We start from the raw sequence: 23,064 nt of genomic DNA, 5'->3' as shown, positions 1-23,064 counted from the left end.
CCGCCGCGCAAGCGCATTCACCCCTGTCCGAGGGGGCGAGGCGGCCTGCCCGGGTTCCGGCGGGGCCGTCCCTCCGACGGGCGCTGGTATGGCACCAGTTCGGGGGGAGCCCCAGGTTGGTTACAGAGCCGGTCATGGGGGCTGGCTAGAATCCCGCCCAGTTACGGCGCGGTTACGGCATGGTGTTGGCGCCGGTCCGCGGCCCAAGGATTTTTCACTTCCTCGGAGAACTCTCATGGCACTCGTCTCGATGCGCCAGCTGCTGGACCACGCGGCCGAACAGGGCTACGGCATTCCAGCGTTCAACGTCAACAACCTGGAGCAGGTGCAGGCCGTGATGGCCGCGGCCGACGAGGTCGGCGCCCCGGTCATCCTGCAGGCCAGCGCCGGCGCCCGGAAGTACGCCGGCGAACCCTTCATCAAGCACCTGATCCAGGCCGCGGTCGAGGCCTACCCGCACATCCCGCTGGTGATGCACCAGGACCACGGCACCAGCCCCAAGGTCTGCGAGGGCGCGATCAACCTGGGCTTCGGCTCGGTGATGATGGACGGCTCGCTGATGGACGACGGCAAGACGCCCGCCAGCTTCGACTACAACGTGGACGTGACCCGCCGCGTCGTCGAGATGGCGCACAAGGTCGGCGTCACCGTCGAGGGCGAACTGGGCTGCCTGGGCAATCTGGAAACCGGTGACGCGGGCGAGGAGGACGGCATCGGCGCCGCCGGCAAGCTGGACCACAGCCAGATGCTGACCGACCCCGAGGAAGCCGCGGTCTTCGTGAAGGCCACGCAGCTGGACGCGCTGGCCATCGCCATCGGCACCAGCCACGGCGCCTACAAGTTCTCGCGCAAGCCCACCGGCGACATCCTGGCGATCTCCCGCGTCAAGGAGATCCACAAGCGCATCCCCAACACCCACCTGGTGATGCACGGCTCGTCGAGCGTGCCGCAGGAGCTGCTGGCGATCATCAACCAGTACGGCGGCAAGATGAAGGAGACCTTCGGCGTGCCGGTCGAGGAGATCCAGGAAGCTATCAAGCACGGCGTGCGCAAGATCAACATCGACACCGACATCCGCCTGGCGATGACCGGCGCGGTGCGCAAGTTCCTGGCCGAGAACCCCGACAAGTTCGATGCCCGCGAATGGCTCAAGCCGGCGCGTGAAGCGGCCAAGCTGGTCTGCAAGGCGCGTTACCTGGAATTCGGCTGCGAAGGCCAGGCCTCAAAGATCAAGCCGCGTCCGCTGACCGAGGTGGCTGCCGCCTACGCGCGCGGCGAGCTGGCGCAAGTCGTCCAGTGATCGATCCGGACCGGCCTCGCGCCGGTCCTTTTCCGTCCGCTTGCCCATCCGGATGCCATGGCCCATCTCTTCACCTACGGCACGCTGATGTGGCCCGACATCATGGTCCGCGTCTGCGGGCCGGCCTGCGCGCCGCTGGCGACGCCGCAGGCTGCGACGCTGGCCGGCCATGCGCGCCGTCCGGTGCGCGGGCAGGACTACCCGGCGATGGTGCCGGCGGACGGCCATCAGGTCGTCGGCCGCCTCTACCTCGACCTGCCCGAGGCTGCCTGGGCGCGGCTCGACCTGTTCGAGGGCGACGAGTACGAGCGCCACGAGGTGCTGGTCACCCTGGCCGACGGCCGCTGGGAGCGGGCCTGGACCTACCTGCTCAAGCCGGGCCTGGCGGGGCGTCTCGACGCCGGTGACTGGGACGAGGCCGCCTTCGAGCGCGAAGGCAAGGCGCGTTTCGTGGCGCGCTACGTCGGGTTCGACGCGATCTGAAGCGACCGGCGCCGCGCTGGCGCGGCGTGAAGCGGATCGCGGGGGCGCTCCTGGGGGGGTGATTTCCCCTGCCGCCTCTAGAATCCCCGCTTTGCCGTTCCGTCCGACCGCACGCCCATGACCGCCGCCCTGCACACCTCGTCGATCACCTCCCTTCCCCTCATCGCGCGCGGCAAGGTGCGCGAGAACTACGCGGTCGGCGAGGATCGCATCCTGATGATCGCCTCGGACCGCATCTCGGCCTTCGACGTCATCATGAGCGAGCCGATTCCGGGCAAGGGCGCGCTGCTGACGAAGATGGCGCTGTTCTGGTTCGACAAGCTCGACGGCATCGTCCCCAACCACCTGACCGGCGACGATCCGTTGTCCGTGGTGAGCGATGCGGAGAAGGACCAGGTGCGCGACCGCGCGATGCTGGTCAAGCGCCTGAAGCCGCTGCCGATCGAGGCGGTGGTGCGCGGTTACCTGGCCGGCAGTGGCTGGTCCGAGTACAAGGCCGGCGGCAAGGTCTGCGGCGTGGAACTGCCGGCGGGCCTGCAGAACGCCAGCAAGCTGCCGCAGCCGATCTTCACGCCCGCCACCAAGGCCGAGATGGGCGACCACGACGAGAACATCGACTTCGAGCGCTGCGCGCAGATCATTGGCCGCGAGCTGGCCGAACAGGTCCGCGACATCGCCATCCGCCTCTATCAGCGCGCTGCGGACTATGCGCTGACCAAGGGCATCATCATCGCGGACACCAAGTTCGAGTTCGGCCTCGATGCCGACGGCACGCTGACGCTGATGGACGAGGTGCTGACGCCCGATTCCTCGCGCTACTGGCCAGCCGAGAGCTACGCGGTCGGCAGCAATCCGCCGAGCTATGACAAGCAGTTCCTGCGTGACTGGCTGGAGCAGGCCACGGTCGACGGCCAGCCCTGGGGCAAGGTCGCGCCGGCGCCGACGCTGCCTGCGGACGTGATCGCCAACACGGCGGCGAAGTACCAGGAAGCGCTGGACCGCCTGACGCGCTGAGGCCGGCATGCAAGACGCCTCGCCCGACGCGACGCCTTCCCCGGCGATCAAGTCGCGTCTGCTCAAGCAGCTCGAGAAGGAGATCGCCGCCGCGGCGTCGCCGATGGCCTCCGCCGGCGCGCGGGCCAAGCGCGCGATGCTGCTGGCGCGGCACGGCGCGGTGGGCGAGGCCCGCGAGGCGCTGACCGCGCTGCACCAGCTCTCCTTCCAGCATCCGCATCCGGAGATCGGTGCCTGGCTGCACATGGCCGAAGGCCTGATGAGCTACTACAACGGCTTCGTCGCGCAGCAGGCCTGGGACCGCATCCAGCGCGCGCAGGCGATCGCCGGCAGCGCGCCCGCGCTGGTCGAGGTGCGCGTGCTGGCCGCGGCCTGGCTGGCGCAACTGGCCTTCATCCGGCACGACCCGGCCGCTCTGGTCGAGCACGCGCGGCGCTGCCTCGACGAAGCGCGACCCGACCACCACGTCGCGCTGGCGCGCGTGGCGATGGCGATGGGCGTGGGCTGGCACTACGCCGGCGATGTCGAGTCCGCGCAGCGCTGGTACATCCGCGCGCGGCACCATGCCGCGGTGGAGGGCGACGATGCGTCGCTGTCGGCGCTGATGTTCAACATGGCGGGGATGCGCGCGTCGCAGCTGCGGCGCGAGAGCCTGTGGGCCCATGCGGCCCGCGGGCCCGAGCTGCTGTTGACCGTCGACTCGATGCATCACTTCGACGAGGCCGTCGGCGCGCAGATGATGGGCGAGCTCAGGCCGGTGCTGCGCGCGCAGGTGCTGACGATGCAGGGCGGCTTCGACGAGGCGCGCCAGCTCTACGAGGAGCACCTGCCGCAGGCGATGTCGCTCGGGCTGGAGCGGCTGGGCAGCAGCCTGCTGTCGGACCTGGCCTGGTGCCGGGCCAACCTCGGCCAGCACGAGCATGCGCTGCATCAGGCGCGCGAGGCCGAGATCGAGCTCGATCCCGATTGCGAGCTCGACGACCGGGCGATCACCCACAGCCGGCTGGCGCAGACCTTCCGCCTGCTGGGCGAGATCGCCGACGCCGACCGCCACCAGGCGCTGGCCGACGAGGCCTGGCAACAGTTCGCCGACCAGCAGCGCCAGTGGCGCGATCTGCTGGGGGCCAGCGGGCTCACGCCTTGAGGGCCAGGCGCTTCGCGACGAAGCGCCAGATCATCGCCGTCGCGTCCGGCCCGGCCGGGTCGCTGAAGGGCTCCTTCGCGGCACCGCCGCTCCAGGCATGCGCCAGGCCGTCGATCTCGACGAGCGTGGCCGCGACCGCGCGGCCGCGCTTGAAGTCGACGATCGTCATCGGCCAGCGACGGCCGCGTTGCACGACGCGCGCGGGCGCCGCCTTGGCGCCTGCCGCCTCGGCCCATTGCCGCGCCGCCTCGTAGGCATTCGACGCACCGACCACGCGATCCCGCGTGCCGTGGATCACCAGCAGCGGTGGCCAGGCGCCGGTCGCATTCGACGTGGACGTCGATGCCGATGCCGATGCCGATGCCGATGCCGATGCCGAGGGCAGCGCCGAGCCGCGCATCGCGCGCAGGGCATTCGTCGCCGAGGTGGCCATGCCCGGCGGGACGCCGGAATGCATCGCGACGGCTTTGAAGCGCGAGGGGTGCATCGTCGCGAGCAGCGCCGCCATGCCCGCGCCCGCGGAGAGTCCGACCAGGGCGACGCGTTCGCGGTCGGCGCCGTGGAGCAGGCAGACCTGATCGATGGCGGCGAGGATCAGCGCGGCCTCGGCCTGCGCGCGACCGGACTCGGTGTCGAACCAGTTCCAGCAGCGCTGCGGGTTGGCCAGGCGGCTCTGTTCCGGATAAAGCACCAGGAAGCCCTCGCGCGCGGCGAGCCGGTTCATCCGCGTGCTGCGCGCGAAGCCGGCGGGATCCTGCCCGCAGCCGTGCAGCATCACCACCAGCGGCAGGCGCTCGCCCACCGCAACCCCCGACGGACGGAAGAGCCGGAATCGACGCATGCCCGCGCGGCCCGAGGCGATCCCGGCAACCCAGTCGCCGAGTCCGGGCGAGGGATGCGCCGGCGTCTTGCGCATCCCGTGCACCAAGTCGGGCATCAGATCGGAGGAACCGGTGCGCCTGGCTTGGTGCGCCGCGTCGCGGGCGCTGCGCAAGACCTGGCCCGTGACGGCGCTCAGGCCCTTGCGCCAGGCCCGGCGCAAGGAGGCGGCAGCGGACGGACGTTTCGGCATCACGCCAGCCTAACGGCTTTTGATGGCAGGCGTACGACCGCGTGTCCATCGTGTATTTGACGCGTGAAGGACACCGACGAGGGGGCAGACGACGAACCTCCCTCCGCACACCGATTGCCGCGACTCGCGGCATGATCGCCACCATGTCCCCGACGCCCTGGTCGCTCTCCGACCTCCAGCTGTCCCGCATCGACACCAAGCTCGTGCGCGAGCACGACGCGCTGTTCCTGCTCGTGTGCAGCGCCTCCTTCATCGAGAGCGGCAGCGACACCTACACCCGCAACCTGATCGAGCGTTTCGACGATGACCCCGAGGTCGCCGTCTGGCTGCGCGATCACTGGGAGCCGGAGGAACTGCAGCATGGCGCCGCGCTGCGGGCCTACGTGGAGGAGGTGTGGCCGGGCTTCGACTGGGCGAGCGCCTACGCCGGCTTCTTCGAGGAGTATTCGCGGCTGTGCACGATGGACCAGCTGGAGCCGACACGTGGCCAGGAGATGGTGGCGCGCTGCATCGTCGAGATGGGGACGACGACGTATTACCAGGCGCTGCACGAGGCCTGCGACGAGCCGGTGCTGCGCGACCTGTTCTGGCGCATCCGCTGCGACGAGGTGCGGCATTACAAGCACTTCCTGTCCTACTTCATGAAGTACCGCGGGATCGAGGGCCTGCATCGCGGCCGCGTGCTCACCGCGCTGGTGCGGCGCGCGCTCGAGCTGCGCAAGGAGGACGCGTCGATCGCGCTGCGGCACGCGGTGAACGGACGCCTGCGCAGCGGCGCGCCGGATGGCGGCCCGGCACCGATCGCGCAGGCCGATGCGCTCGCGCGCGAAGCGATCGCACTGGTCGGCGCGCACCTGCCGATGGACCTCGCGGTGCGCATGACGCTCAAGCCGCTGATGCTGGGACCGGCGCTGCAGCGCGCGGTGGAGCGGCCGCTCGCCGCGCTCGGGCGGCGCGTGCTGCTGACCTGAGGCGGCGTCGCGTCGCGCGATTCAGATCTCCGAATCCCACGGCCGCGAGAGCCGCATCGCGCCATTGATGATCCCCACCATCGAGTAGGTCTGCGGGAAGTTGCCCCACAGCTCGCCGGTGACCGGATGGGTGTCCTCGGACAGCAGGCCCAGGTGGTTGCGCGAGGCGAGCAGCGCTTCGAAGAGCTCGCGCGCCTGGCCGTAGCGGCCGATGCGGGCGAGGGCGTCGATGCGCCAGAACGCGCAGATGTTGAACGAGGTCTCGGGCTTGCCGAAATCGTCGGGCGCCTCGTAGCGGCGCATGTAGGGGCCGTCGCACAGCGTGGCCTCGAGCGCATCGACGGTCTTCACGAAGCGCGGGTCGCGTGGGTCGATGAAGCCCACCTCCGTCATCAGCAGCACGCTGGCGTCCAGGTCCTTGCCGCCGAAGCTTTCGACGAAAGCCTGGCGATGCTCGCTCCAGGCGTGGTCCAGGATCTTGCGCTTGATCAGGTCGGCCCGCTCCTGCCAGAGCGCCACGCGCTGCGGCAGGCCGAGCACGCGCGCGATCTTGGCCAGGCGGTCGCAGGCGGCCCAGTTCATCAGCACCGACGAGGTGTGGACCCGGGCGCGCGTGCGCAGCTCCCACATGCTGGCGTCGGGCTTGTCGTGGATCGCGAAGGCCTGCTCGCCGGCGCGCTCCAGCAGCGCGAACTCGTCGATGCCGGCGCGCTGGTGCAGGCGGTGATCGAAGAAGGCCTGCGCCGAGCCCAGCACGATGTTGCCGTAGACGTCGTGCTGGAAGTGCTCGAAGGCCTGGTTGCCCGCGCGCACCGGGCCCATGCCGCGGTAGCCGCGCAGGTGCGGCACCAGGTACTCGGTGAGCTTGGCCTCCAGCCCGATGCCGTAGAGCGGCTGCACGTGGCCGTCCTGGGACTGGCCGATGATGTTGCGCATCCAGCGCAGGTAGTCCTCCATCGTGCCGGTCTCGGACAGGCTGTTGAGCGCGCGCACGACGAAGAAGGCATCGCGCAGCCAGCAGTAGCGGTAGTCCCAGTTGCGCTGCGTGTGGGGCGCCTCGGGCACGCTGGTCGTCATCGCGGCGACGATGGCGCCGGTCTCCTCGTAGAGGCACATCTTGAGCGTGATCGCCGCGCGGATCACCGCTTCCTGCCACTCGAGCGGGATGGCCAGGCGGCGCGTCCAGTCGCGCCAGTAGCTGATGGTCTTTTCCTCGAGCAGCCGCGCGGTGTCCTCGACGGCGCGGTCCAGCGTCTCGTCGGGGCCGAAGATGAAGCTCATCGGCATGTCCAGCGCGAAGGCGGTCTCTTCCTGGACGTAGGTGAGCGGCGCGTTGGTGGTCAGGCGGATGGTGCCTTCCGGGCCGACGAAGCGCAGGTGGTTGCTGCCGCGCGTGCGCGCCGGATGCGCCGAGCCCCACTGGATGACCGGCCGCAGGACGACGCGGATGCGCGGATGGCCCTGCAGCGGCCGCATCCGGCGCACCAGCATCATCGGCCGGTAGGGTCGGTCGTTGAGGAAGAAGCGCGGCATGAAATCGGTGATCTCGATCGCATTGCCGTGGGTGTCGTACAGCCGGGTGCGCAGGACCGCGGTGCCATGGTCGTAGGCCTGCTCGCTGCGGGCGAAGTCCTCGAGCACGACCTGGAAGGTGCCGTCCAGGCCGATGCCGTCGGGCGAGTCGATCAGTGCATGGAACACCGGATCGCCGTCGAAGCGTGGCGCGCAGCACCACACGACGCGGGCGCGGTCGTCGATCAGCGCGCTGACGGCGCAATTGCCGACGAGACCGAGTTTGAGCGAGGCGGCGTCCATCGAGTCCTCCTTCTTCGTCGTTCTGGCGATGTTGCTCAGGATGGGCCCCGGGCTCAAGGCAAAGTCCGTTCCTGCCGTGGGGTGGAAAAAGACGGTCCGTTACGATGTCGGCCCTCTCGTTGCCTTCCCGCTCGCGCCATCGTGACGCCCGCCGACCTCCGCGCCCATGCGCTCGATCACCTCGCCCAGTACCTGGCGGCCTTCCCTGAAGAGCGCGACGCGCTGGAGGCGCTCGCGGCGCAGCTGGCGGACGATCCGGCCGATGTCTTCGCTCGCGCCAACATGCGCGGCCATGTCACCACCAGCGGCATCGTCTACGACGCCGCGGCCGATCGCGTGCTGATGATCCATCACAAGGTGCTGGACCGCTGGCTGCAGCCCGGCGGGCATCACGAGGGCCAGGACCGGCTGGAGGTCTCCGCCGCGCGCGAGATCCGCGAGGAGACCGGCGTCGACTGCGTCGAGCCCTGGCCGGATCCGAGCGGACGCAGCCGCCCCTTCGACATCGAGACGCATGCCATCCGCGCCAATCCCGCCAAGGGCGAGGGCGACCACTGGCACCACGACTTCATCTACCTCTTCCGCGCCGATTTGACGCAGGCCCTGGCGCCGCAATGGGAGGAAGTGAAGGGCGTGCGCTGGATGCCGCGGGCGGATTTCGCCGCGCTGCCGAGCGCGCGCTTTGCGCGCATGAGCGAGAAGCTGCTGGCTTTGACGCCGGTCCGGGCCCCGGCGGACCTGGCGCCGTCAAGCTGAACTACAGGCATCCGCCCGTGGCCGACGGCGGTAGCGAATCGCAACGGGCAGCCGCCTGTCCATGCGCTTGCGAGGAGAGGCGAATGCCCGCCGACTAGTCGTCGATCCAGCGCAGCGCCGCTTCGGCGATCGTGAGCGGCACTTCGCTGCCGGGCGCGAGGTCGGGGTCCTCATGCCGGCGCCACAGCGTCAGCCCCTGGCCGCCCGGGCCTTCGAGCTCGCAGGTGACGCGCTGCTGCCCGGGGTAACTGGCGCGCACCGACGCGCGCAAGTGCAGCCCATCGCCGTGCGGATCCACGGGATGGGCATCGGTCGCTTCCGACAGCGTGAGCGCGTCCACCGGCGCGATCCAGTGGCCGCTGTCGCGCCGCCAGGCGCCATCGAGCGCCCGCGCGTCCAGGCGGTTGAACATGCCGAGGAAGTCGGCGACGCGCCGGTTGGCCGGCGCGCGGCGCAGCTCGCGCGGCGATGCGCATTGCGCGATGACGCCGTCGACCATGACCGCGACGCGGTCGGCGATCTCGAAGGCTTCCTCGCGGTCGTGGGTCACGATCACGCAGCTCTGGCCGAGCGCCCGCTGCAGCTGCCGGAACTGCCGCCGCAGCGGCAGGCGGAAATGCTCGTCGAGCGCGGAGAAGGGCTCGTCCATCAGCAGCAGCATGGGCTGCGTCGCCAGCGCCCGCGCCAGGGCCACGCGTTGCCGCTGGCCGCCCGAGAGGGCCGGCGGCAGCCGGTCGGCGAGCGCCTGCAGCTCGACCAGCGCCAGCAGTTCCTCGGCGCGGGCATCGGCCACCGCGGGCTCCTCGCCCCGGGCGAGCGGACCGAAGCGGATGTTCTCGCGCACCGTCAGGTTGGGGAACAGCGCGTAATGCTGGAAAACCATGCCGATGTCGCGTTGCTGCGGCGGCAGCGACTGCACCTGCTGACCGCTCATCGTGAGCGTGCCGGCGTCGAGTCGCTGCAGCCCGGCGATCGCGCGCAGCAGCGTTGTCTTGCCGCAGCCCGAAGCGCCCAGCAGCGCGACCACCTCGCCGCGCGCCAGCGACAGGTCGATGCCGCGCAGCACCGGCCGGCCGCCCAGGGCCAGGCGCGCATCACGAATGGAAAGTTGGGGCATCAGGTCCATCGGCGAGAGAGTCTTGAAATGGCCACCACGACCGCGCCAACGCCGGCGAAGGTCATCACCATCAGCGCCGCGGCCTGATGACCGTCGGCATTGCGCAGGCTGTTCATCAGGGGCTGCAGCAGTTCCAGCTGACCGCCCAGCAGCAGATTGGCGATCGCGAATTCCATCGCGGCCGTCACCCAGGCCAGCAGGAAGGCGGCCAGCAGCGCGGGCGCCAGCATCGGCAGCAGCACGCGGCGCAGCGTGTGGCCGTCGCTGGCGCCGAGCGTGCGGCCGGCCTCGATCAGCGCCGCGGCCTGGAGCTGCGCGAGCGCCGATTGCAAGGTCTTGTGCACCAGCGGAAACAGCGTCGGCGCCACGACCGCGACGTACACGAGCGGCAGCGGCAGCCAGCCGCCCCATTGACCGACGAACAGTTCCAGCGCGCTGATCGCGATCACCACCGGCGCGATCGCGAAGGGCAGCAGCGCGAGCAGGTCCAGCAGCTGTGTGAGCCGGGCCGTGCGCGCGGTGCCGTCGACAGCATCGAGCTGCGCGGCGATGGCCGCCGGGATCGTCGCCATCGCGCCGCAGACCAGCGCGAGCGCCGCGCTGGCCAGCGCGAGCACCGCGGTCCGCAGCACCGCGCCCTGCACGCGCGGGTCGAGGGCCGCCTCGGCCATCCAGCGCAGCGTGGGCTCCTCCGGCCACCAGTGACGATCCCAGCGCGTGCTCGCGCCGTAGAGCAGCAGCGCGAGCATCGGCACCAGCACCACGATGAGCAGCGCCGCGAGCGCGAGACCCGGGAAGGTCGGGCGAAGCGATCGCAGCCGTGGGCGCGAGGGCGCGCGGTCCGGCGAGTGCCCGGGTGCCGCGGCGCTCATGCCGATCCTCCGGGCACGGCTGGGCGTGAGGGATCGCCGGGCGCGCGGCGCAGGTGGGCGGCGATGCCGCGCGTGAGCCCGATCACGACGGCCAGCATCGCGAAGAGCAGCAGCGCGAGCAGCGCGGACAACTCCGGCTGCGCGAAGATGTCGCCGCTGACCAGCGCGGCGATGCGCACCGCCAGCACATGCGCCGCCGTGCCGCTGAGCGCGAAGGGCGTGGCGAAGGCCGCGGCCGCGTTGGCGAAGAGCAGCCCGAAGACCTCGACCAGGCTGGGCAGCAGCAGAGGCAGGCCGACCCGCCGCCAGTACATCGCCGGGCTGGCGCCCAAGGTGGCGGCTGCGTCGGCCAATGTCGCATCGAGCATCCGCACCGGCGCGACGAGCAGCAGGGCCGCCAGCGGGGCCTGGAAGCAGACGTAGGCGAGCAGCAGCCCGCCCAGTCCCTGCAGGTCGATCCTGGGCGACAGCCCCAGCGCCTGCAGCGAGCCGGTCACCACGCCCTGCGCGCCGAAGAGCAGCAGCAAGGCCACCGACAGCGGCACGCCGGAGAAGTTGGAGCCCAGGCTGGCCAGCAGCGTCACGGGGCGTTCCAGCCGCGGCAGGCGCAGCAGCGCGATCGCCGCGCCCGTGCCGATGACCAGCCCGATCAACGCCGACGCGCTGCTCAGCCACCAGGTGTTCCAGGCGGCATCGAGGTAATAGCTGTCGGCGGTCAGCTCGCCGAGGGCGCAGCCGTCGCCGCGGCCCAGGCAGGCGCCGAGCACCGACACCGCGCGCCAGCCGAAGGGCAGCACCAGCGCCAGGCCGGTGAGCAGCAGCAAGGGCCAGGCGCAACGCCAGGCGCTGCCCGCGTTCAGCGTCATGCGGCGGGGTCCTCGCGATGCGCGCGGCCGTCGCGTCCGCCCAGGCCGAGCCGCTCGAGGATCCAGCCGGCGACCTCGGTCTGCCGCTCGGGCAGCGGGAGGTCGGCCGCGCCGTCATGCGGCGCCCAGACCAGCGGCACCTCGCGCTCGACGGGCAGCGGGCCGCCATGCATGCGGTCCGCGTGCATGCCGTGGTCGCTGGTCAGCAGCAGATCGAAACCCGCCGCGTGCCAGCGCGGCAGCAACTGTGCCAGCAGCATGTCGAGCTTGCGCGCGCTCATCGAATACTGCGTGGATTCGCCGCCATGCAGATGGCCCGCGAGGTCCGGGCCCATCGGATGGATGAACAGCAGGGACGGCCCCTCCAGCGGCAGATGCGCGCGGCGCAGCGCCTCGGCGTCGGCCAGCAGGTGGCTGTCGGGGTAATCGTCCTCCCAGTACCAGCGCGCGGCAGCGATGCCGCAGCCCGGGGGCACCGCGTCGCGATGGCGCAGCGGGTCGAAGACCTCGCCGGCCAGCAGCTCGTAGAACCAGTGGTAGGCGGCCACGGCCGCCGGCACCTCATGCGCGTCCAGCGAATGGAACAGGTGGCGCGCCAGCCGCTGACCCGCTTGACCATTGCCCAGGATGCCGTGCGTCAGCGGCGTCTCGCCGTTGATCACCGTCGCGTAGAGCGGGCGCGAGAGGCTGGGCAACTCACTGCGCAGCGAGCGCCATTGCGCGCGGCCCGCTTCGTTCAGCGCCTGCAGATAACCCATGTAGTCGCGCGCCGTGTCGGCGCGCAGGCCGTCGGCCAGCAGCACGACCAGCCGCCGTGAAGCGGCAGTGGGCACGCGGGCCCCGACCGGCTCGCTCATCGCGCCGCTCCCAGCACCTCGCGCTGCCACGCGCGCGGCAGCTTCTTCACTTCCTCGGTCCACACGGCCGGCTTGAGCGCGCGCGCCTTCGCGTACTGGTTCTCCGGCACCAGCAGCGCCTTGAGGTCCGGCGGCAGCTTCAGATGCGCGACGCGGATCGGCCGCGCATGGCCGCGCGCCAGGTTCATCTGCCCGGCGTCGCTGAAGATGTACTCGCGCGCCAGCATCGCGGCGTTCGGATGCGGCGCCCAGCGGTTGATGATCGTCGTGTAGCCGCTGGTCACCGAGCCGTCCGAGGGGATCAGCACCTCGTAGTCCGCCGCGTTGGGCAGCTTGGCGCGGTAGGACAGCGCGTTGAAATCCCAGAGCAGGAAGACGTCGGCCTCGGCGCGCTCCATCAGCGCCGGCGTGGCGTTGGTGCCGATCAGGCGCCGATCCTTGGCCAGCCGCGCGAAGGCGGCCAGCGCCGGCTGCAGGCGTGTCTCGTCCCCGCCCAGCGCCACCGCCGCCGCCAGCACCGCCGCGTTGGACTGCGCCGCGCGGCCGACCTCGCCGATCATCACGCGCGCCTTCGACGCGAACAGCGCCTGCCAGCTGCGCGGCACGTCCTTGAGCCGCTGGCGGTTCACCGCGAACGCGATCGTGCCGGTGTAGGCCAGCGCCCAGTGGCCTTCGGGATCCTTGGCCCAGTCCGGCACCTGCGCCCAGGTCGTCGGCTGGTAGGCCTGCGTGATGCCGCGCGCCTTCGCGATCGCGCCGAACTCGAAGCCCACGTCGCCGATGTCGGCGCTCGCGTTGCCTTTCTCGGCCTCGATCTTGGCGATCTCCTCGGCGCTGCTCATGTCGGTGTCGACATGGGCCAGCGCGTAGAGCCGCTGCAGGTCGGCCCAGGTGGCGCGCCAGTTGGCCCAGTCGTCGGGCATGCCCAGGCTGTGAACGCGGCCCTCCTTGCGCGCCGCGGTCATCAGCGCGTCGAGCGCCGGCGTCGCCGGCATGCCGCCCTGGGCCAGGGCGTCCAGGGCAAAAGGCCCGCACAGGGCGGGCAGGGTCCGGAGCATGGCGCGTCGGGACAGGGTCATGCGGTCTTCTCCTTGGCCGGGCGACGCAGGTCCGACAGCAGCAGGTTCTTCGTCACCTTGGCCTTTCCATTCACGTCGCACAGCGCGAGGCGAAGTCGCAGATCATCCTCTCCTTCGGTGACAGGCTCGATGTCCACCACGCCGAAGTTCACTTCCGCCATCACCGCCGAGCGCCGGTTGCGGTTGGGCGTGGGAATGTCCCAGACCTCGGTCAGGCCGCTCGAGGTCGCGTCCCACAGCGGGTAGCCGCCATCGACCTCGACGCTGGAGAGCTCCGCGTAGTGCATGTCGCCGCTGAGGAACACCACACCCTCGGCGCCGGTGGCGCGGATCAGCTCGATCAGCCGGGCCCGCTCGCGCGGGAAGTTGGCCCAGCATTCCCAGCCGCTGCCGTCGGCCGCGAACTGCACGCTGGAGCCGATCAGCCGCACGTCCGCCGGCACGCGCAGCTGCGCTTCCAGCCATTGCCATTGCGCCTCGCCGAGGATCGTCGCCTCCGGCCGCGGGTCGGGCACATACCAGCCGGTCATCGGCTGGCCGCTGAGCTTGGCCCGCAGCACCATCGCGGCGTAGCTCGACTTCAGCGAGGGATCCGCCGTCAGCATCGTGCGGTTGAAGCGCAGGTCCGGCAGGATCACCTGGATGCGCCGGCCGAAGGCCTCGAAGACCTGGCTCGTGTAGATGCCGTCGGCGCGCCGGCGCGGCGAGTCCGCCGGCTCGCCCCAGGCATCGCAGAACAGCTGCTGCGACAGCTGCTTGAGCGGGTAGTCCGCGCCTTCGTCGTCGTCGCCGAAGTCGTGGTCGTCCCAGATCGCCAGGTGCGGCGTTGCGCGCCGGAAGGCCTGCAGCGGCTCGACCGCCATGAACTCGGCATAGCGCTGGCGCAGCGTGGCCTCGTCGCGCGCATCGGCGTACAGGTTGTCGCCCAGGAACAGGAACAGATCCGGCTTCGCGGCGCCGATGGCGCGCCAGATCGGCTGCGGCTTGGACTGCTTCGCGCAGGAGCCGAAGGCGACGCGGAAGCGCCGCGCCGCGGGCGCGTCGGGCGACGGGTCCACGGAGGGCGGAGCCTCCGCGGCCGGCGCCGCGCAACCCGCGAGCGGGACCGCCAGCGGCGTGGCCAGCGATCCCGCCAGGAGCAGCTGGCGGCGCGTCAGCGCGGGTTCGCGCCTCTCTCGGTCGTTCTCGCGGCCGGCCATGGCGTCAGAACTTGCCGGTCAGCGTCACGTAGAACTGCCGCGGCGCGCCCGGCAGCAGCGTGGCGTAGGTGCCGGTCGGATCGCTGTTGGTGAAGCCGTTGGAGCCGATCGTCGAGATGTAGTGCTTGTCGAACAGGTTGCTCACGCTGGCCTGCAGGCTCAGCTCGCGCAGCATCGACACGTTCTTCATCTTGTAGCCGGCACTGACGTTGACCAGCGTGCGGTCCGGCACCGAGGCGTCGTTGGTGTACGTGTAGTAGCGCTTGGACATGTAGTCGACGCCGATCGAGCCGAACAGCGCGCCGTCGTCGTAGCCGAGCTGCGACTTGACCATGGTGTCGGGCGCGTCGGCCACGCGCTTGCCGCGGATCGCCACCGGCGTGCCGCCGCTGACGACGTCGTCGCGGTAGGTCGACTTGGACAGGCTCACGCTGTTGTACCAGGTGAGCGTCGGCGCCAGGCGGAAGGACAGCGCGCCTTCCACCCCGGTGGCGCGCACGTCGCCGACGTTGGACAGCACCACCGGATTGCCCTGGATGCCGCTACCTTGCTGGATGCTCAGCAGGCGGTCCTTGAAGTTCACGAGATAGGCGCTGACCGAGCCCTCGTAGCCGCGGCCGCTGGTGCGCCAGCCGGCTTCGATGGTGTCGGAGGTCTCCGGCTTGAGATTGCCCTTGATCGCGTCGAAGCCCGCCGCCGTGGTCGCGAACGGCGAGGTGCCGGTCGCCGCGCCCTGATAGGCGCGCATGTTGCGGGCGATGGTGCCGTAGAGCTCATTGCTCGCCGACAGGCGGTAGTTGATGCCCAGCTGCGGCAGGAAGTTCTTCTGCGCGGTGATCGAGCCCGACGGGCCGGTGCCGGCCTCGAGCTGGCCGTCGATCTTGACCTTCAGCGATTTGAAGCCCGCGCCCACGGTCAGTTCCTTGGTCACCGACCAGGTGTCGGACAGCGAGAACTGCGTGGTCTTGGTGTTGAACCCGTACTGCCACTGCGTGGACATCGGGTTGCTCGGGAACTGGTAGACGCTGGGCAGCGCATTCGGGCGCACCGCGTAGAAGCGGCGCGCCTGATCGAAGTCGTTGTCCTCGAACCAGACGCCGGCCTTGAGCAGGTGCTCGCCCAGGTCCATCTCGGCGTTGGAGACCACGCCCCAGCGGTGGATGCCGTACTCGGTGGTGCGCTCGGCGATCGGCGAGCCGGTGCCCGGGATGTCGTTGCCCTGCGCGTCCTTCAGCGCCGGCGTCGCGGTGTACGGCGTGAACCACAGGCCCATGCCCTTGTTGTGGTGGTAGTACGCGGTGGTCTTCCAGGTCGCGTTCGAGGCGAGGCGCAGGTCAGCGGTGGCGCCGGCCAGCTCGTCGTTGCGCAGGCCCGCGCCGGCGTAGTACTGGTCGTCGCAGGCGGCGACGTAGTTGCTCGGCTGGCACAGCGTGTTGGCGGCGTTCACCGCGGCCGCGAAGTCCGGATAGAAGTTGTCCAGCGTGTCGCCGCGGCGCTTGATCAGGTCCAGCGACAGGTCTTGATAGTCGACCTCGCGGCGGCGCGAGGTGTTGGCGAAGGCCGACAGGCGGCTGTCGCCCACGGTCTTGACCCACTTGAAGTTCCACTGCTCCAGCTTCTGCTGGCCGGAGCCCTTCCACTTGTCGGCGTCCTGGTTCGTGTAGCTCAGGTAGACCTGGCCCAGCGAGGACGCGCCGCTGTCCACGCGCAGGAAGGTGCGGGTGGCCGAGTCGCTGCCCAGCGTCTGCGAGGCTCGGAAGCCGAACTGGCCGGTCGGGTCGTTCGAATAGAACTGCAGCGTGCCGCCCAGGTTGCTCGAGGACGCCGCCTCCAGCGCGCCCGCGCCCTGCGACAGCGAGGCGCGGCCGACGTTCTCGCTCGAGATCGCGCGGCTGATGTGCAGGCCGTTGAAGTTGCCGTAGGACATGTCGCCCAGCGGCACGTCGTCGAGCGTGAAGCCGAGCTGGTTCTGCGAGAAGCCGCGCACGGTGAAGCGCGTCGACCACTCGTAGTTGCCCAGGCCGTCGGCGGACTGGAAGTTCACGCCCGGCAGGCGCGCGACCGTCGCCAGCGGGCTGCTGCCGGCCGGGGCGTTGTCGAACTCCGCCTGGGTCAGGCTCTGCACCGAGCGCAGCTGGCCGCGGCCGACGGAGACCGTGACGCGCTCCAGTTCGGCGCGGTCGGCGGTATCGGAGGACGGGGCGGTCGATTGGGCGGAGACGGGAAGGGCGTAGGCCAGGCTCAGCGCGAGGGCCAGGGCGCAGGGCATCGGGTGCTTCATGGGTGGACTCGGTGCGGTGAAGGGGTCGGTTTGAGGATCGAACGCCCCGCACTGTCACAACCGTCCACGACAACACAACGACAAACACGAGAAACCACAGCGTCTGCCGCTTCCGCTGCTGGGAATCCACAACATCACAAATCAATCCTCAAATTGTCACGACATTGAGGCTCGAGTCTGGATGAATGCGGGAGCCAGCAGGCGAGGCAGGTGTCGCCGGCGGCAGTCATCAGGGAGAACAACCGAGCCATGTGGTCTCAGGAACGACACGACAAGATCCTCTTGCTGCTGCGCGAGCGGCATCGGCTGACGACGGATGAGGCGGCGCGCGAACTGGGCGTGTCGCGCGAGACCGTGCGTCGCGACCTGATCGAGCTGGAGCAGGGCGGCAAGCTCGCGCGGGTGCACGGCGGCGCGGTGCAGTCCGAGGTGCCGGCCGAGGCCAGCTACGCGGAGCGCGCGCAGTCGCGCCGCCGGCAGAAGCAGGCGATCGCGCGCCAGGCGGTGACGCTGGTGAAGCCGGGCATGAGCCTGTTCATCGACGCGGGCTCGACGACCCATGCGCTGGCGCAGGCGCTGGCCCAGGCGCAGGGGCTGCGGGTGATCACGAATTCCGTCGCGGTGTGCGACGCGATGGCGGGCCGGCAGGGGCACGAGGTGCTGATGCTGGGCGGCGAATTCGTGCCGGAGATCTCGGCGACCTTCGGCGGGTTCACCGTGGCCGAGATCGCGCGGCATCGCGTGGACATCGCGCTGGTGTCGCCGACCGCGCTCGACGCGCGCCAGGGCGCGATGAGTTACTTGTGGGCCGAGGTCGCGGTGGCGCAGGCGATGCTGGCGCGCGCGCGCCAGCGGGTGCTGCTGGCCGATGCCAGCAAGCTCGGCCAGGGCAGTCGCATGCAGGTCTGCGACTGCGCCGACATCGACGTGCTGGTCACCGACAACGAGGCCGATCCACAGGAGCTGGACCGGCTGGTCCGCGCGGGCGTGGGGCGGGTCCTGTTCTGATCAGTGATCAGAACAGCGCCATGCTCAGCTTGCGGCGGTACTGGTCCACCAGCGGATCGGCCGGCGCCACGACGCTCGGGCCGGACAGCTGCAGGCCGCCCGCACCGGCCTGCGGGGCCGCGGCGCCATGCGCCGGCTGGGCGGGCTTGGTCATGATCTCGAGGATCGCGACATAGGTCTTGCGCGCGAGCTGCTCGTTCCAGGTCTTGTCGCGCATGATGATTTCCAGCAGCTCGTCCATCGCGCCGGTGAAGTCGCGGCCGGCGAAGAGCCCCTGGGCCAGCGCGAAGCGCGCCTCGAAATCGCGCTTGTTGGCGGCGATGGCCGACTGCAGCGCCGCCGGGTCCAGGCCCTGTTCGGCGCGTTCCGCTGCCGCGATCCAGGCGGCCAGCGCCTGGAAGCGCGCATGCGGCGTGATTGTGTCCGCGGCCAGGTGCGCCACCGGTGCGAAGGCGGCCTTGGCGTGTTCCAGCTGGTCGTCCTCGAGCAGCGCGCGGATCAGGTCGAAACGCGCCACTTCGTTCGAGGGATCGGCCTGCACCGCCGCCTGCAGCTTCTGCAGCGCGCCGTCGGCATCGCCTTCCTCGAGCAGCGCCTGCGCCTCGGCCAGGTCCTCCTCGGCCTCGAGCGCCTCGCCGGTGGGGACGTGGCGGTCCAGGAACTCGCGGATCTGCGCCTCGGGGATCGCGCCGACGAAACCGTCCACCGGCTGGCCGCCGACGAACATCACGCAGAACGGGATCGAGCGCACGCCGAAGGCCTGGCTCAGCTGCGTCGCGATCTCGGGCTGGTCGTCGCTGTTGAGCTTGGCCAGCTTCCAGCGGCCGGCGTAGGCGACCTCCAGTTTCTCCAGCATCGGACCCAGCGTGCGGCACGGACCGCACCACGGCGCCCAGATGTCCAGCAGCACCGGCTGCTGCATGGAGGCCTGCAAGAGGTCGGCTTCGAAGTTCTGGAGGGTGATGTCGGTCATGGTGGGGGAGGACGGGACAGGCCGGCGACGCTCGCCAGGCGGCAAGAACGGCACCTGAGGCTGCCCGCCTACAATTCAAGGTTTCACGATTTGACAGATCGAGGACCGACCCGTGAGCAGCGCCACCACTCCCGACATCGCCCCCGTCATCGGCGTGGTCATGGGCTCCAGCAGTGACTGGGAGACCATGAAACACGCCGCCGACATTCTCACCGAGTTCGGCGTGCCGTTCGAGGCGAGGGTGGTTTCGGCCCATCGCATGCCCGACGAGATGTTCCGCTATGCCGAGCAGGCCGAGGCCCGCGGCCTGAAGGCCATCATCGCGGGCGCCGGCGGCGCCGCCCACCTGCCGGGCATGCTCGCGGCCAAGACGCTGGTGCCGGTGCTGGGCGTGCCGGTGGCGAGCCGCCACCTGCAGGGCGTGGACTCGCTGCACTCGATCGTGCAGATGCCCAAGGGCATCCCGGTGGCGACCTTCGCGATCGGCACCGCGGGCGCGGGCAACGCGGCCCTGTTCGCCGTGGCCGTGCTGGCCCGGGACAATCCCGCGCTGCGCGACCGGCTCGACGCGTTCCGCCAGCGGCAGACCGCCGCCGCGACCGCGATGACCGAGGAGCTGCGCTGATGCCGTTGCTGCCGGGCGCCGCCACGCTGGGCGTGCTGGGAGGCGGCCAGCTGGGCCGCATGTTCGTCCATGCCGCGCAGGCGCTGGGCTACCGCTGCGTCGTGCTGGACCCGGACGCGGCCAGCCCCGCCGGCGCGGTCGCGCAGGACCATCTGAAGGCGGACTACCTCGATGCCGCAGCGCTCGAGGAACTGGCCCGCCGCTGCGACGCGATCACCACGGAATTCGAGAACGTCCCGGCCCGCGCGCTGGAACAGCTGGCGCGCACCCGCGTGGTCGCGCCGGGCGCTTCGGCGGTGGCGATCTGCCAGGACCGGGCGCGCGAGAAGGCCCACTTCGACGCCAGCGGCGTCGCCTGCGCGCCCTATGCGGTGCTGCGCGCGCCGGCCGACCTGGCCGCCGTGCCGGACGCGCTGCTGCCGGGCATCCTGAAGACCGCCCGCCTAGGCTACGACGGCAAGGGCCAGCGCCGCGTGGCCGACCGCGCGCAACTGGCCGCCGCCTTCGACGAGCTGGGCCGCGTCGACTGCGTGCTGGAGCAGATGCTGCCGCTGGCGCTGGAGCTGAGCGTGCTGGTCGTGCGCGGCGCGGGCGGCGAGGTCGTCACCTATCCGGTCCAGCAGAACTTGCACCGCGACGGCATCCTGGCGGTGACCGAGGTGCCGGCGCCGGACGTCGATGCCGCGCTGCAGGCGCAGGCGCGCCGTTCCGCCGCCGCGATCGCGACCGGCATGGGCTACGTCGGCGTGCTGTGCGTCGAGTTCTTCGTCTTGAAGGACGGTCGCCTGGTGGTCAACGAGATGGCGCCGCGGCCGCACAACTCCGGCCATTACACGATGAACGCCTGCGACCTGTCGCAGTTCGAGATGCAGGTCCGCGCGATGGCCGGGCTGCCGCTGCGCGAGCCGCGCCTGCATTCGCCGGTGGTCATGCTGAACCTGCTGGGCGACCTGTGGTTCGACGCCACCGGCCGCGAACGCGCGCCCGACTGGGCCGGCGTGCTGGCGCTGCCCGGCGCCGAGCTGCACCTGTACGGCAAGGCGCAGGCGCGCCCGGGCCGCAAGATGGGCCACCTGAACGTGATCGGCGCCACCGCCGAGGAAGCGCGCGAGCACGCGCGCCGCGCCTGCGCGCTCCTCGGCCTGCCGGACACGTGGTGACGGAGGCGGGCGTGACGGTGCTCGACGGCCAGTCGCCCGAGGCGGTGCGCGAGACGGCGCGGGTGCTCGCTGCCGGCGAGCTGGCCGGCGTGCCGACCGAGACCGTCTACGGCCTGGCCGCGCGCGCTGACCGCGACGAGGCGGTGGCGAAGATCTTCGCGGCCAAGGGCCGTCCCAGCGACCATCCGCTGATCGTCCATGTGCTCGACGAGCAGGGCGCCCGCGTGTTCGCGCAGGACCTGCCCCCGGTCGCCCACCGGCTGATCGAGGCCTTCTGGCCCGGTCCGCTGACGCTGATCGTGCGGCGTGTGCCCGGCATCGCCGCGGCGGCGGCCGGCGGGCAGGAGTCGGTCGGGCTGCGCTGCCCGTCGCATCCGGTCTTCCGCGCGCTGATGGCGCAGTGCCGCGCCCTGGGCGTCGAAGGCCTGGCCGCGCCCAGCGCCAACCGCTTCGGCCGCGTCAGCCCCACCACCGCCGCGCATGTCGCCGGTGAATTCGAGCCGGGCCTGACCGTGCTCGACGGCGGGCCCTGCGAGGTCGGCATCGAATCGACCATCGTCGACGTCAGCCGCGGCGGCCTGGTGCTGCTGCGGCCCGGCGTGCTGACGCCGGCGCAGCTGGAGGCCGCGGCCGGCATGGCTTTACACGCCCCCGACGCCCAGGCGCCGCGGGCCTCGGGCACACTCGCGGCGCACTATGCGCCGCGCGCGACGGTGCGGCTGATGTCGACCGACGCGCTGCGCGACGCGCTGGCGGGCGGGTGTCCGGCAGGGCTGGCGGTATATTCCCGCACGTCCTTCGCAGGGACGGACGTGGCGCCGGCGCTGCAGCGGGCGATGCCCGCGCAGGCGCGGGCCGCGGCGCGGCAGCTGTTCGCCGTCCTGCGCGAGCTGGACGCGGCCGGCGCGACCGAGATCTGGATCGAGGCGCCTCCGCAGGAGGCTGCCTGGGATGGGGTGCGGGACCGCTTGTCCCGCGCGGCGGCGGCTTTTTCGCCCCGCTGAGTTTTCGAGATTTGGAGAGTTCATGAAGAGTCTGAAGCGCCACCTGGCCGTGCTGCTGGGTGCGACCGCGATGCTGGCGGCCTGCGGCGGCGGCGGCCAGCAGATCGACCCCTTCCGTCCGACGCGGATCATTGCCTTCGGTGACGAGGCCAGCGCGCTGCGCAGCGATGGCAGCAAGTACTCCATCAACGGCACCGACACGACCACCGGCGCAGTCACCTGCGGCCTGAATCCGGTCTGGACCCAGTCGCTGGCCACCTTCTTCGGCCTGGTGTTCGGCGAGTGCAACGCCGACAAGCTCGCCACGCCGACCGGCCGCATGTATGCCGCGGCCGGCGCCAAGGTCGCCGACGTCGCCGCGCAGATCGATCGCCAGTTCGCGCTCGACGGCTTCAACAGCAAGGACCTGGTGACCGTGCTGGCCGGCGCCAACGACGTGCTGGAGCTCTACGCGCAGTACCCGGCGCAGGACGCCGGCACGCTGGGCAACGCGGCGCAGGCCCGTGGCGAGCAACTGGCCGCGCAGGTCAACCGCATCGTCGACGCCAACGGCCGCATCATCCTGTCGACCACGCAGGACATGGGCCTGTCGCCGTTCGCGCTCAAGGAGAAGGCCGCCAACGCCGACACCGACCGCGCCGCGCTGCTGACCGAGCTCTCGCGCCGCTTCAACGCCGGCCTGCGCCTGAAGATCCGCAACGACGGGCACTACATCGGCCTCATCCTCACCGACGAGCTGATGGGCACGATGAGCCGGTTCCCGTCGATCTACGGCGCGTCCAACTCGACCGACGCCGCCTGCCTGGCGACCTCGCTGCCGCCGGTGTGCACCGACAAGACGCTGGTCGCCAACGCCACGGCCACGTCCCACATGTGGGCGAGCGACCGGCTGATCGGGCCGCTGATGCATTCGCAGATGGGCTCGCAGGCCGCCACGCGCGCGTCGAACAACCCGTTCTGACGCCGTGCCGCGCCGGCGGGATGCCGGCGCCTTCCATGCTTCACGCCGCGTTCACCCGGCCCTGATGCGCAATTCGCGCGCGGTGCCGGGTGACCCTCGGCCAGGGCGCCGACGGCGACCGGCTCCGACGCCGGCCATCCGCCCCGACGCGTCGTACCGCGCCGCGCACGCACCCTTCGGCAGCTGCCTCAAGACCTGGCCCCACGCCAGCGCCGCGCACGGTTCGCATCGCGTCGACCTTGGCAATTCCGATGCCTGTTGCCCTGCGTGAACAGGCGGCCACGCTTTCGCACAGCCATGACACAAGTGTTGCGGCCGCGCCGCGCCCAGGGGCAGGTTGTGCGTCCCGCAGCGCCGTGACGCTGGCATGCTGGCACCTGTCAGGGTTTTCCTTTTGCGTTCGCCTCGTATCGAGCGCTTACAGTGATCCCTGAGAAAAACGAACGACCGTTCGATTTAATGCCGACCGCGATTGCCGGGACGGTGTGAACGACGGAGACAACCCCT

Annotated in this window: 21 protein-coding genes; 11 read left to right on the top strand and 10 right to left on the bottom strand. The window is 70.8% G+C overall.

What is annotated here, in order from left to right; genetic code table 11:
* The first annotated feature begins 235 nt into the window (after positions 1–235).
* The 4 genes from fba (at position 236) to BM393_RS15340 (ending at position 3,941) form a co-directional block, all read left to right on the top strand.
* Positions 236–1,300 carry a class II fructose-bisphosphate aldolase gene (gene fba / locus BM393_RS15355; RefSeq protein ID WP_091727920.1) on the top strand — a complete coding sequence of 355 codons (1,065 nt, stop codon included), beginning with the start codon at positions 236–238 and terminating at the stop codon, positions 1,298–1,300.
* A 57-nt stretch (positions 1,301–1,357) separates the two neighbouring features.
* On the top strand, positions 1,358–1,783 hold the full coding sequence (locus tag BM393_RS15350) for a gamma-glutamylcyclotransferase family protein (protein ID WP_091727916.1): 426 nt from the start codon (positions 1,358–1,360) through the stop codon (positions 1,781–1,783).
* A gap of 117 nt (positions 1,784–1,900) precedes the next feature.
* The gene (locus BM393_RS15345; protein ID WP_091727911.1) at positions 1,901–2,797 is read left to right on the top strand and encodes a phosphoribosylaminoimidazolesuccinocarboxamide synthase; all 897 of its coding nucleotides are present in this window, start codon (positions 1,901–1,903) and stop codon (positions 2,795–2,797) included.
* A gap of 7 nt (positions 2,798–2,804) precedes the next feature.
* Positions 2,805–3,941: a hypothetical protein gene (locus tag BM393_RS15340; protein WP_091727907.1), complete on the top strand. Its 1,137-nt coding sequence runs from the start codon at positions 2,805–2,807 to the stop codon at positions 3,939–3,941.
* Here BM393_RS15340 and BM393_RS15335 read toward each other — a convergent pair.
* On the bottom strand, positions 3,931–4,878 hold the full coding sequence (locus BM393_RS15335; protein WP_254783469.1) for a PHB depolymerase family esterase: 948 nt from the start codon (positions 4,876–4,878) through the stop codon (positions 3,931–3,933). The two genes, BM393_RS15340 and BM393_RS15335, sit on opposite strands and share 11 nt — an antisense overlap.
* A gap of 278 nt (positions 4,879–5,156) precedes the next feature.
* Here BM393_RS15335 and BM393_RS15330 point away from each other — a divergent pair, with 278 nt between their 5' ends.
* A complete protein-coding gene (locus BM393_RS15330; protein WP_091731628.1) occupies positions 5,157–5,984 on the top strand; it encodes a ferritin-like domain-containing protein in 828 nt (275 codons plus the stop codon).
* 21 nt (positions 5,985–6,005) lie between these two features.
* On the opposite strand, the gene BM393_RS15325 is transcribed toward BM393_RS15330, so the two are convergent.
* A complete protein-coding gene (locus BM393_RS15325) occupies positions 6,006–7,799 on the bottom strand; it encodes a glycoside hydrolase family 15 protein (protein WP_091727899.1) in 1,794 nt (597 codons plus the stop codon).
* A 141-nt stretch (positions 7,800–7,940) separates the two neighbouring features.
* Here BM393_RS15325 and BM393_RS15320 point away from each other — a divergent pair, with 141 nt between their 5' ends.
* Positions 7,941–8,555: an NUDIX hydrolase gene (locus tag BM393_RS15320; RefSeq protein WP_091727895.1), complete on the top strand. Its 615-nt coding sequence runs from the start codon at positions 7,941–7,943 to the stop codon at positions 8,553–8,555.
* 94 nt (positions 8,556–8,649) lie between these two features.
* Here the strand turns inward: BM393_RS15320 and BM393_RS15315 are convergent, their stop codons facing one another.
* From BM393_RS15315 to BM393_RS15285, 7 genes are read right to left on the bottom strand one after another with little or no spacing between them, the layout of a single operon-like run.
* A complete protein-coding gene (locus BM393_RS15315) occupies positions 8,650–9,672 on the bottom strand; it encodes an ABC transporter ATP-binding protein (RefSeq protein WP_175538356.1) in 1,023 nt (340 codons plus the stop codon).
* Entirely contained in the window at positions 9,672–10,544 is an 873-nt protein-coding gene (locus BM393_RS25770) for an ABC transporter permease subunit (RefSeq protein WP_091727887.1), read from the bottom strand. The genes BM393_RS15315 and BM393_RS25770 overlap by 1 nt, the downstream gene beginning before the upstream one ends.
* A complete protein-coding gene (locus BM393_RS25765; protein WP_091727884.1) occupies positions 10,541–11,410 on the bottom strand; it encodes a hypothetical protein in 870 nt (289 codons plus the stop codon). Before BM393_RS25765 ends, BM393_RS25770 begins: the two co-directional genes overlap by 4 nt.
* Positions 11,407–12,267: an alkaline phosphatase family protein gene (locus BM393_RS15300; protein ID WP_091727880.1), complete on the bottom strand. Its 861-nt coding sequence runs from the start codon at positions 12,265–12,267 to the stop codon at positions 11,407–11,409. Before BM393_RS15300 ends, BM393_RS25765 begins: the two co-directional genes overlap by 4 nt.
* Positions 12,264–13,346 (bottom strand): ABC transporter substrate-binding protein, encoded by a 1,083-nt coding sequence (locus BM393_RS15295; protein WP_254783468.1) that lies wholly within the window; start codon positions 13,344–13,346, stop codon positions 12,264–12,266. The genes BM393_RS15300 and BM393_RS15295 overlap by 4 nt, the downstream gene beginning before the upstream one ends.
* Entirely contained in the window at positions 13,343–14,545 is a 1,203-nt protein-coding gene (locus tag BM393_RS15290) for an alkaline phosphatase D family protein (RefSeq protein WP_091727876.1), read from the bottom strand. The genes BM393_RS15295 and BM393_RS15290 overlap by 4 nt, the downstream gene beginning before the upstream one ends.
* Before the next feature lie 4 nt (positions 14,546–14,549).
* Positions 14,550–16,826 carry a TonB-dependent receptor gene (locus BM393_RS15285; RefSeq protein ID WP_091727873.1) on the bottom strand — a complete coding sequence of 759 codons (2,277 nt, stop codon included), beginning with the start codon at positions 16,824–16,826 and terminating at the stop codon, positions 14,550–14,552.
* Positions 16,827–17,075: 249 nt separating this feature from the next.
* Between BM393_RS15285 and BM393_RS15280 the strand changes: the two genes are divergently transcribed.
* Positions 17,076–17,834 (top strand): DeoR/GlpR family DNA-binding transcription regulator, encoded by a 759-nt coding sequence (locus BM393_RS15280; RefSeq protein ID WP_091727869.1) that lies wholly within the window; start codon positions 17,076–17,078, stop codon positions 17,832–17,834.
* Between the two features lie 7 nt (positions 17,835–17,841).
* Here BM393_RS15280 and BM393_RS15275 read toward each other — a convergent pair whose 3' ends face one another.
* The gene (locus BM393_RS15275) at positions 17,842–18,807 is read right to left on the bottom strand and encodes a tetratricopeptide repeat protein (RefSeq protein WP_091727864.1); all 966 of its coding nucleotides are present in this window, start codon (positions 18,805–18,807) and stop codon (positions 17,842–17,844) included.
* Positions 18,808–18,943: 136 nt separating this feature from the next.
* On the opposite strand from BM393_RS15275, the gene purE reads away from it, so the two are divergent.
* From purE to BM393_RS15255, 4 genes are read left to right on the top strand one after another with little or no spacing between them, the layout of a single operon-like run.
* Positions 18,944–19,432 carry a 5-(carboxyamino)imidazole ribonucleotide mutase gene (purE, locus tag BM393_RS15270; RefSeq protein ID WP_091731619.1) on the top strand — a complete coding sequence of 163 codons (489 nt, stop codon included), beginning with the start codon at positions 18,944–18,946 and terminating at the stop codon, positions 19,430–19,432.
* The gene (locus tag BM393_RS15265; RefSeq protein ID WP_091727861.1) at positions 19,432–20,592 is read left to right on the top strand and encodes a 5-(carboxyamino)imidazole ribonucleotide synthase; all 1,161 of its coding nucleotides are present in this window, start codon (positions 19,432–19,434) and stop codon (positions 20,590–20,592) included. The genes purE and BM393_RS15265 overlap by 1 nt, the downstream gene beginning before the upstream one ends.
* Before the next feature lie 11 nt (positions 20,593–20,603).
* Positions 20,604–21,596, top strand: coding sequence for an L-threonylcarbamoyladenylate synthase (locus BM393_RS15260; RefSeq protein WP_091731615.1), 993 nt, complete (start codon positions 20,604–20,606; stop codon positions 21,594–21,596).
* 22 nt (positions 21,597–21,618) lie between these two features.
* Positions 21,619–22,557, top strand: a complete 939-nt coding sequence (locus BM393_RS15255) for an SGNH/GDSL hydrolase family protein (RefSeq protein WP_091727856.1) — start codon at positions 21,619–21,621, stop codon at positions 22,555–22,557.
* Positions 22,558–23,064 lie beyond the last annotated feature (507 nt).

It is taken from the genome of Mitsuaria sp. PDC51 (assembly GCF_900113225.1).
Taxonomy (GTDB): domain Bacteria; phylum Pseudomonadota; class Gammaproteobacteria; order Burkholderiales; family Burkholderiaceae_C; genus Roseateles.
This window is presented reverse-complemented; position numbering and strand designations above follow the sequence as displayed.

Coding starts and splice junctions, on each gene's coding strand:
- BM393_RS15295 (WP_254783468.1), bottom strand. CDS start 13,346: ATGACCCTGTCCCGACGCGCCATGCTCCGGACCCTGCCCGCCCTGTGC.
- BM393_RS15325 (WP_091727899.1), bottom strand. CDS start 7,799: ATGGACGCCGCCTCGCTCAAACTCGGTCTCGTCGGCAATTGCGCCGTC.
- BM393_RS15315 (WP_175538356.1), bottom strand. CDS start 9,672: ATGCCCCAACTTTCCATTCGTGATGCGCGCCTGGCCCTGGGCGGCCGG.
- BM393_RS15345 (WP_091727911.1), top strand. CDS start 1,901: ATGACCGCCGCCCTGCACACCTCGTCGATCACCTCCCTTCCCCTCATC.
- BM393_RS15290 (WP_091727876.1), bottom strand. CDS start 14,545: ATGGCCGGCCGCGAGAACGACCGAGAGAGGCGCGAACCCGCGCTGACG.
- BM393_RS15350 (WP_091727916.1), top strand. CDS start 1,358: ATGGCCCATCTCTTCACCTACGGCACGCTGATGTGGCCCGACATCATG.
- BM393_RS15255 (WP_091727856.1), top strand. CDS start 21,619: ATGAAGAGTCTGAAGCGCCACCTGGCCGTGCTGCTGGGTGCGACCGCG.
- BM393_RS15300 (WP_091727880.1), bottom strand. CDS start 12,267: ATGAGCGAGCCGGTCGGGGCCCGCGTGCCCACTGCCGCTTCACGGCGG.
- fba (WP_091727920.1), top strand. CDS start 236: ATGGCACTCGTCTCGATGCGCCAGCTGCTGGACCACGCGGCCGAACAG.
- BM393_RS15285 (WP_091727873.1), bottom strand. CDS start 16,826: ATGAAGCACCCGATGCCCTGCGCCCTGGCCCTCGCGCTGAGCCTGGCC.
- BM393_RS15280 (WP_091727869.1), top strand. CDS start 17,076: ATGTGGTCTCAGGAACGACACGACAAGATCCTCTTGCTGCTGCGCGAG.
- BM393_RS25765 (WP_091727884.1), bottom strand. CDS start 11,410: ATGACGCTGAACGCGGGCAGCGCCTGGCGTTGCGCCTGGCCCTTGCTG.
- BM393_RS15275 (WP_091727864.1), bottom strand. CDS start 18,807: ATGACCGACATCACCCTCCAGAACTTCGAAGCCGACCTCTTGCAGGCC.
- BM393_RS15340 (WP_091727907.1), top strand. CDS start 2,805: ATGCAAGACGCCTCGCCCGACGCGACGCCTTCCCCGGCGATCAAGTCG.
- BM393_RS15330 (WP_091731628.1), top strand. CDS start 5,157: ATGTCCCCGACGCCCTGGTCGCTCTCCGACCTCCAGCTGTCCCGCATC.
- BM393_RS15335 (WP_254783469.1), bottom strand. CDS start 4,878: ATGCCCGACTTGGTGCACGGGATGCGCAAGACGCCGGCGCATCCCTCG.
- BM393_RS15265 (WP_091727861.1), top strand. CDS start 19,432: ATGCCGTTGCTGCCGGGCGCCGCCACGCTGGGCGTGCTGGGAGGCGGC.
- BM393_RS25770 (WP_091727887.1), bottom strand. CDS start 10,544: ATGAGCGCCGCGGCACCCGGGCACTCGCCGGACCGCGCGCCCTCGCGC.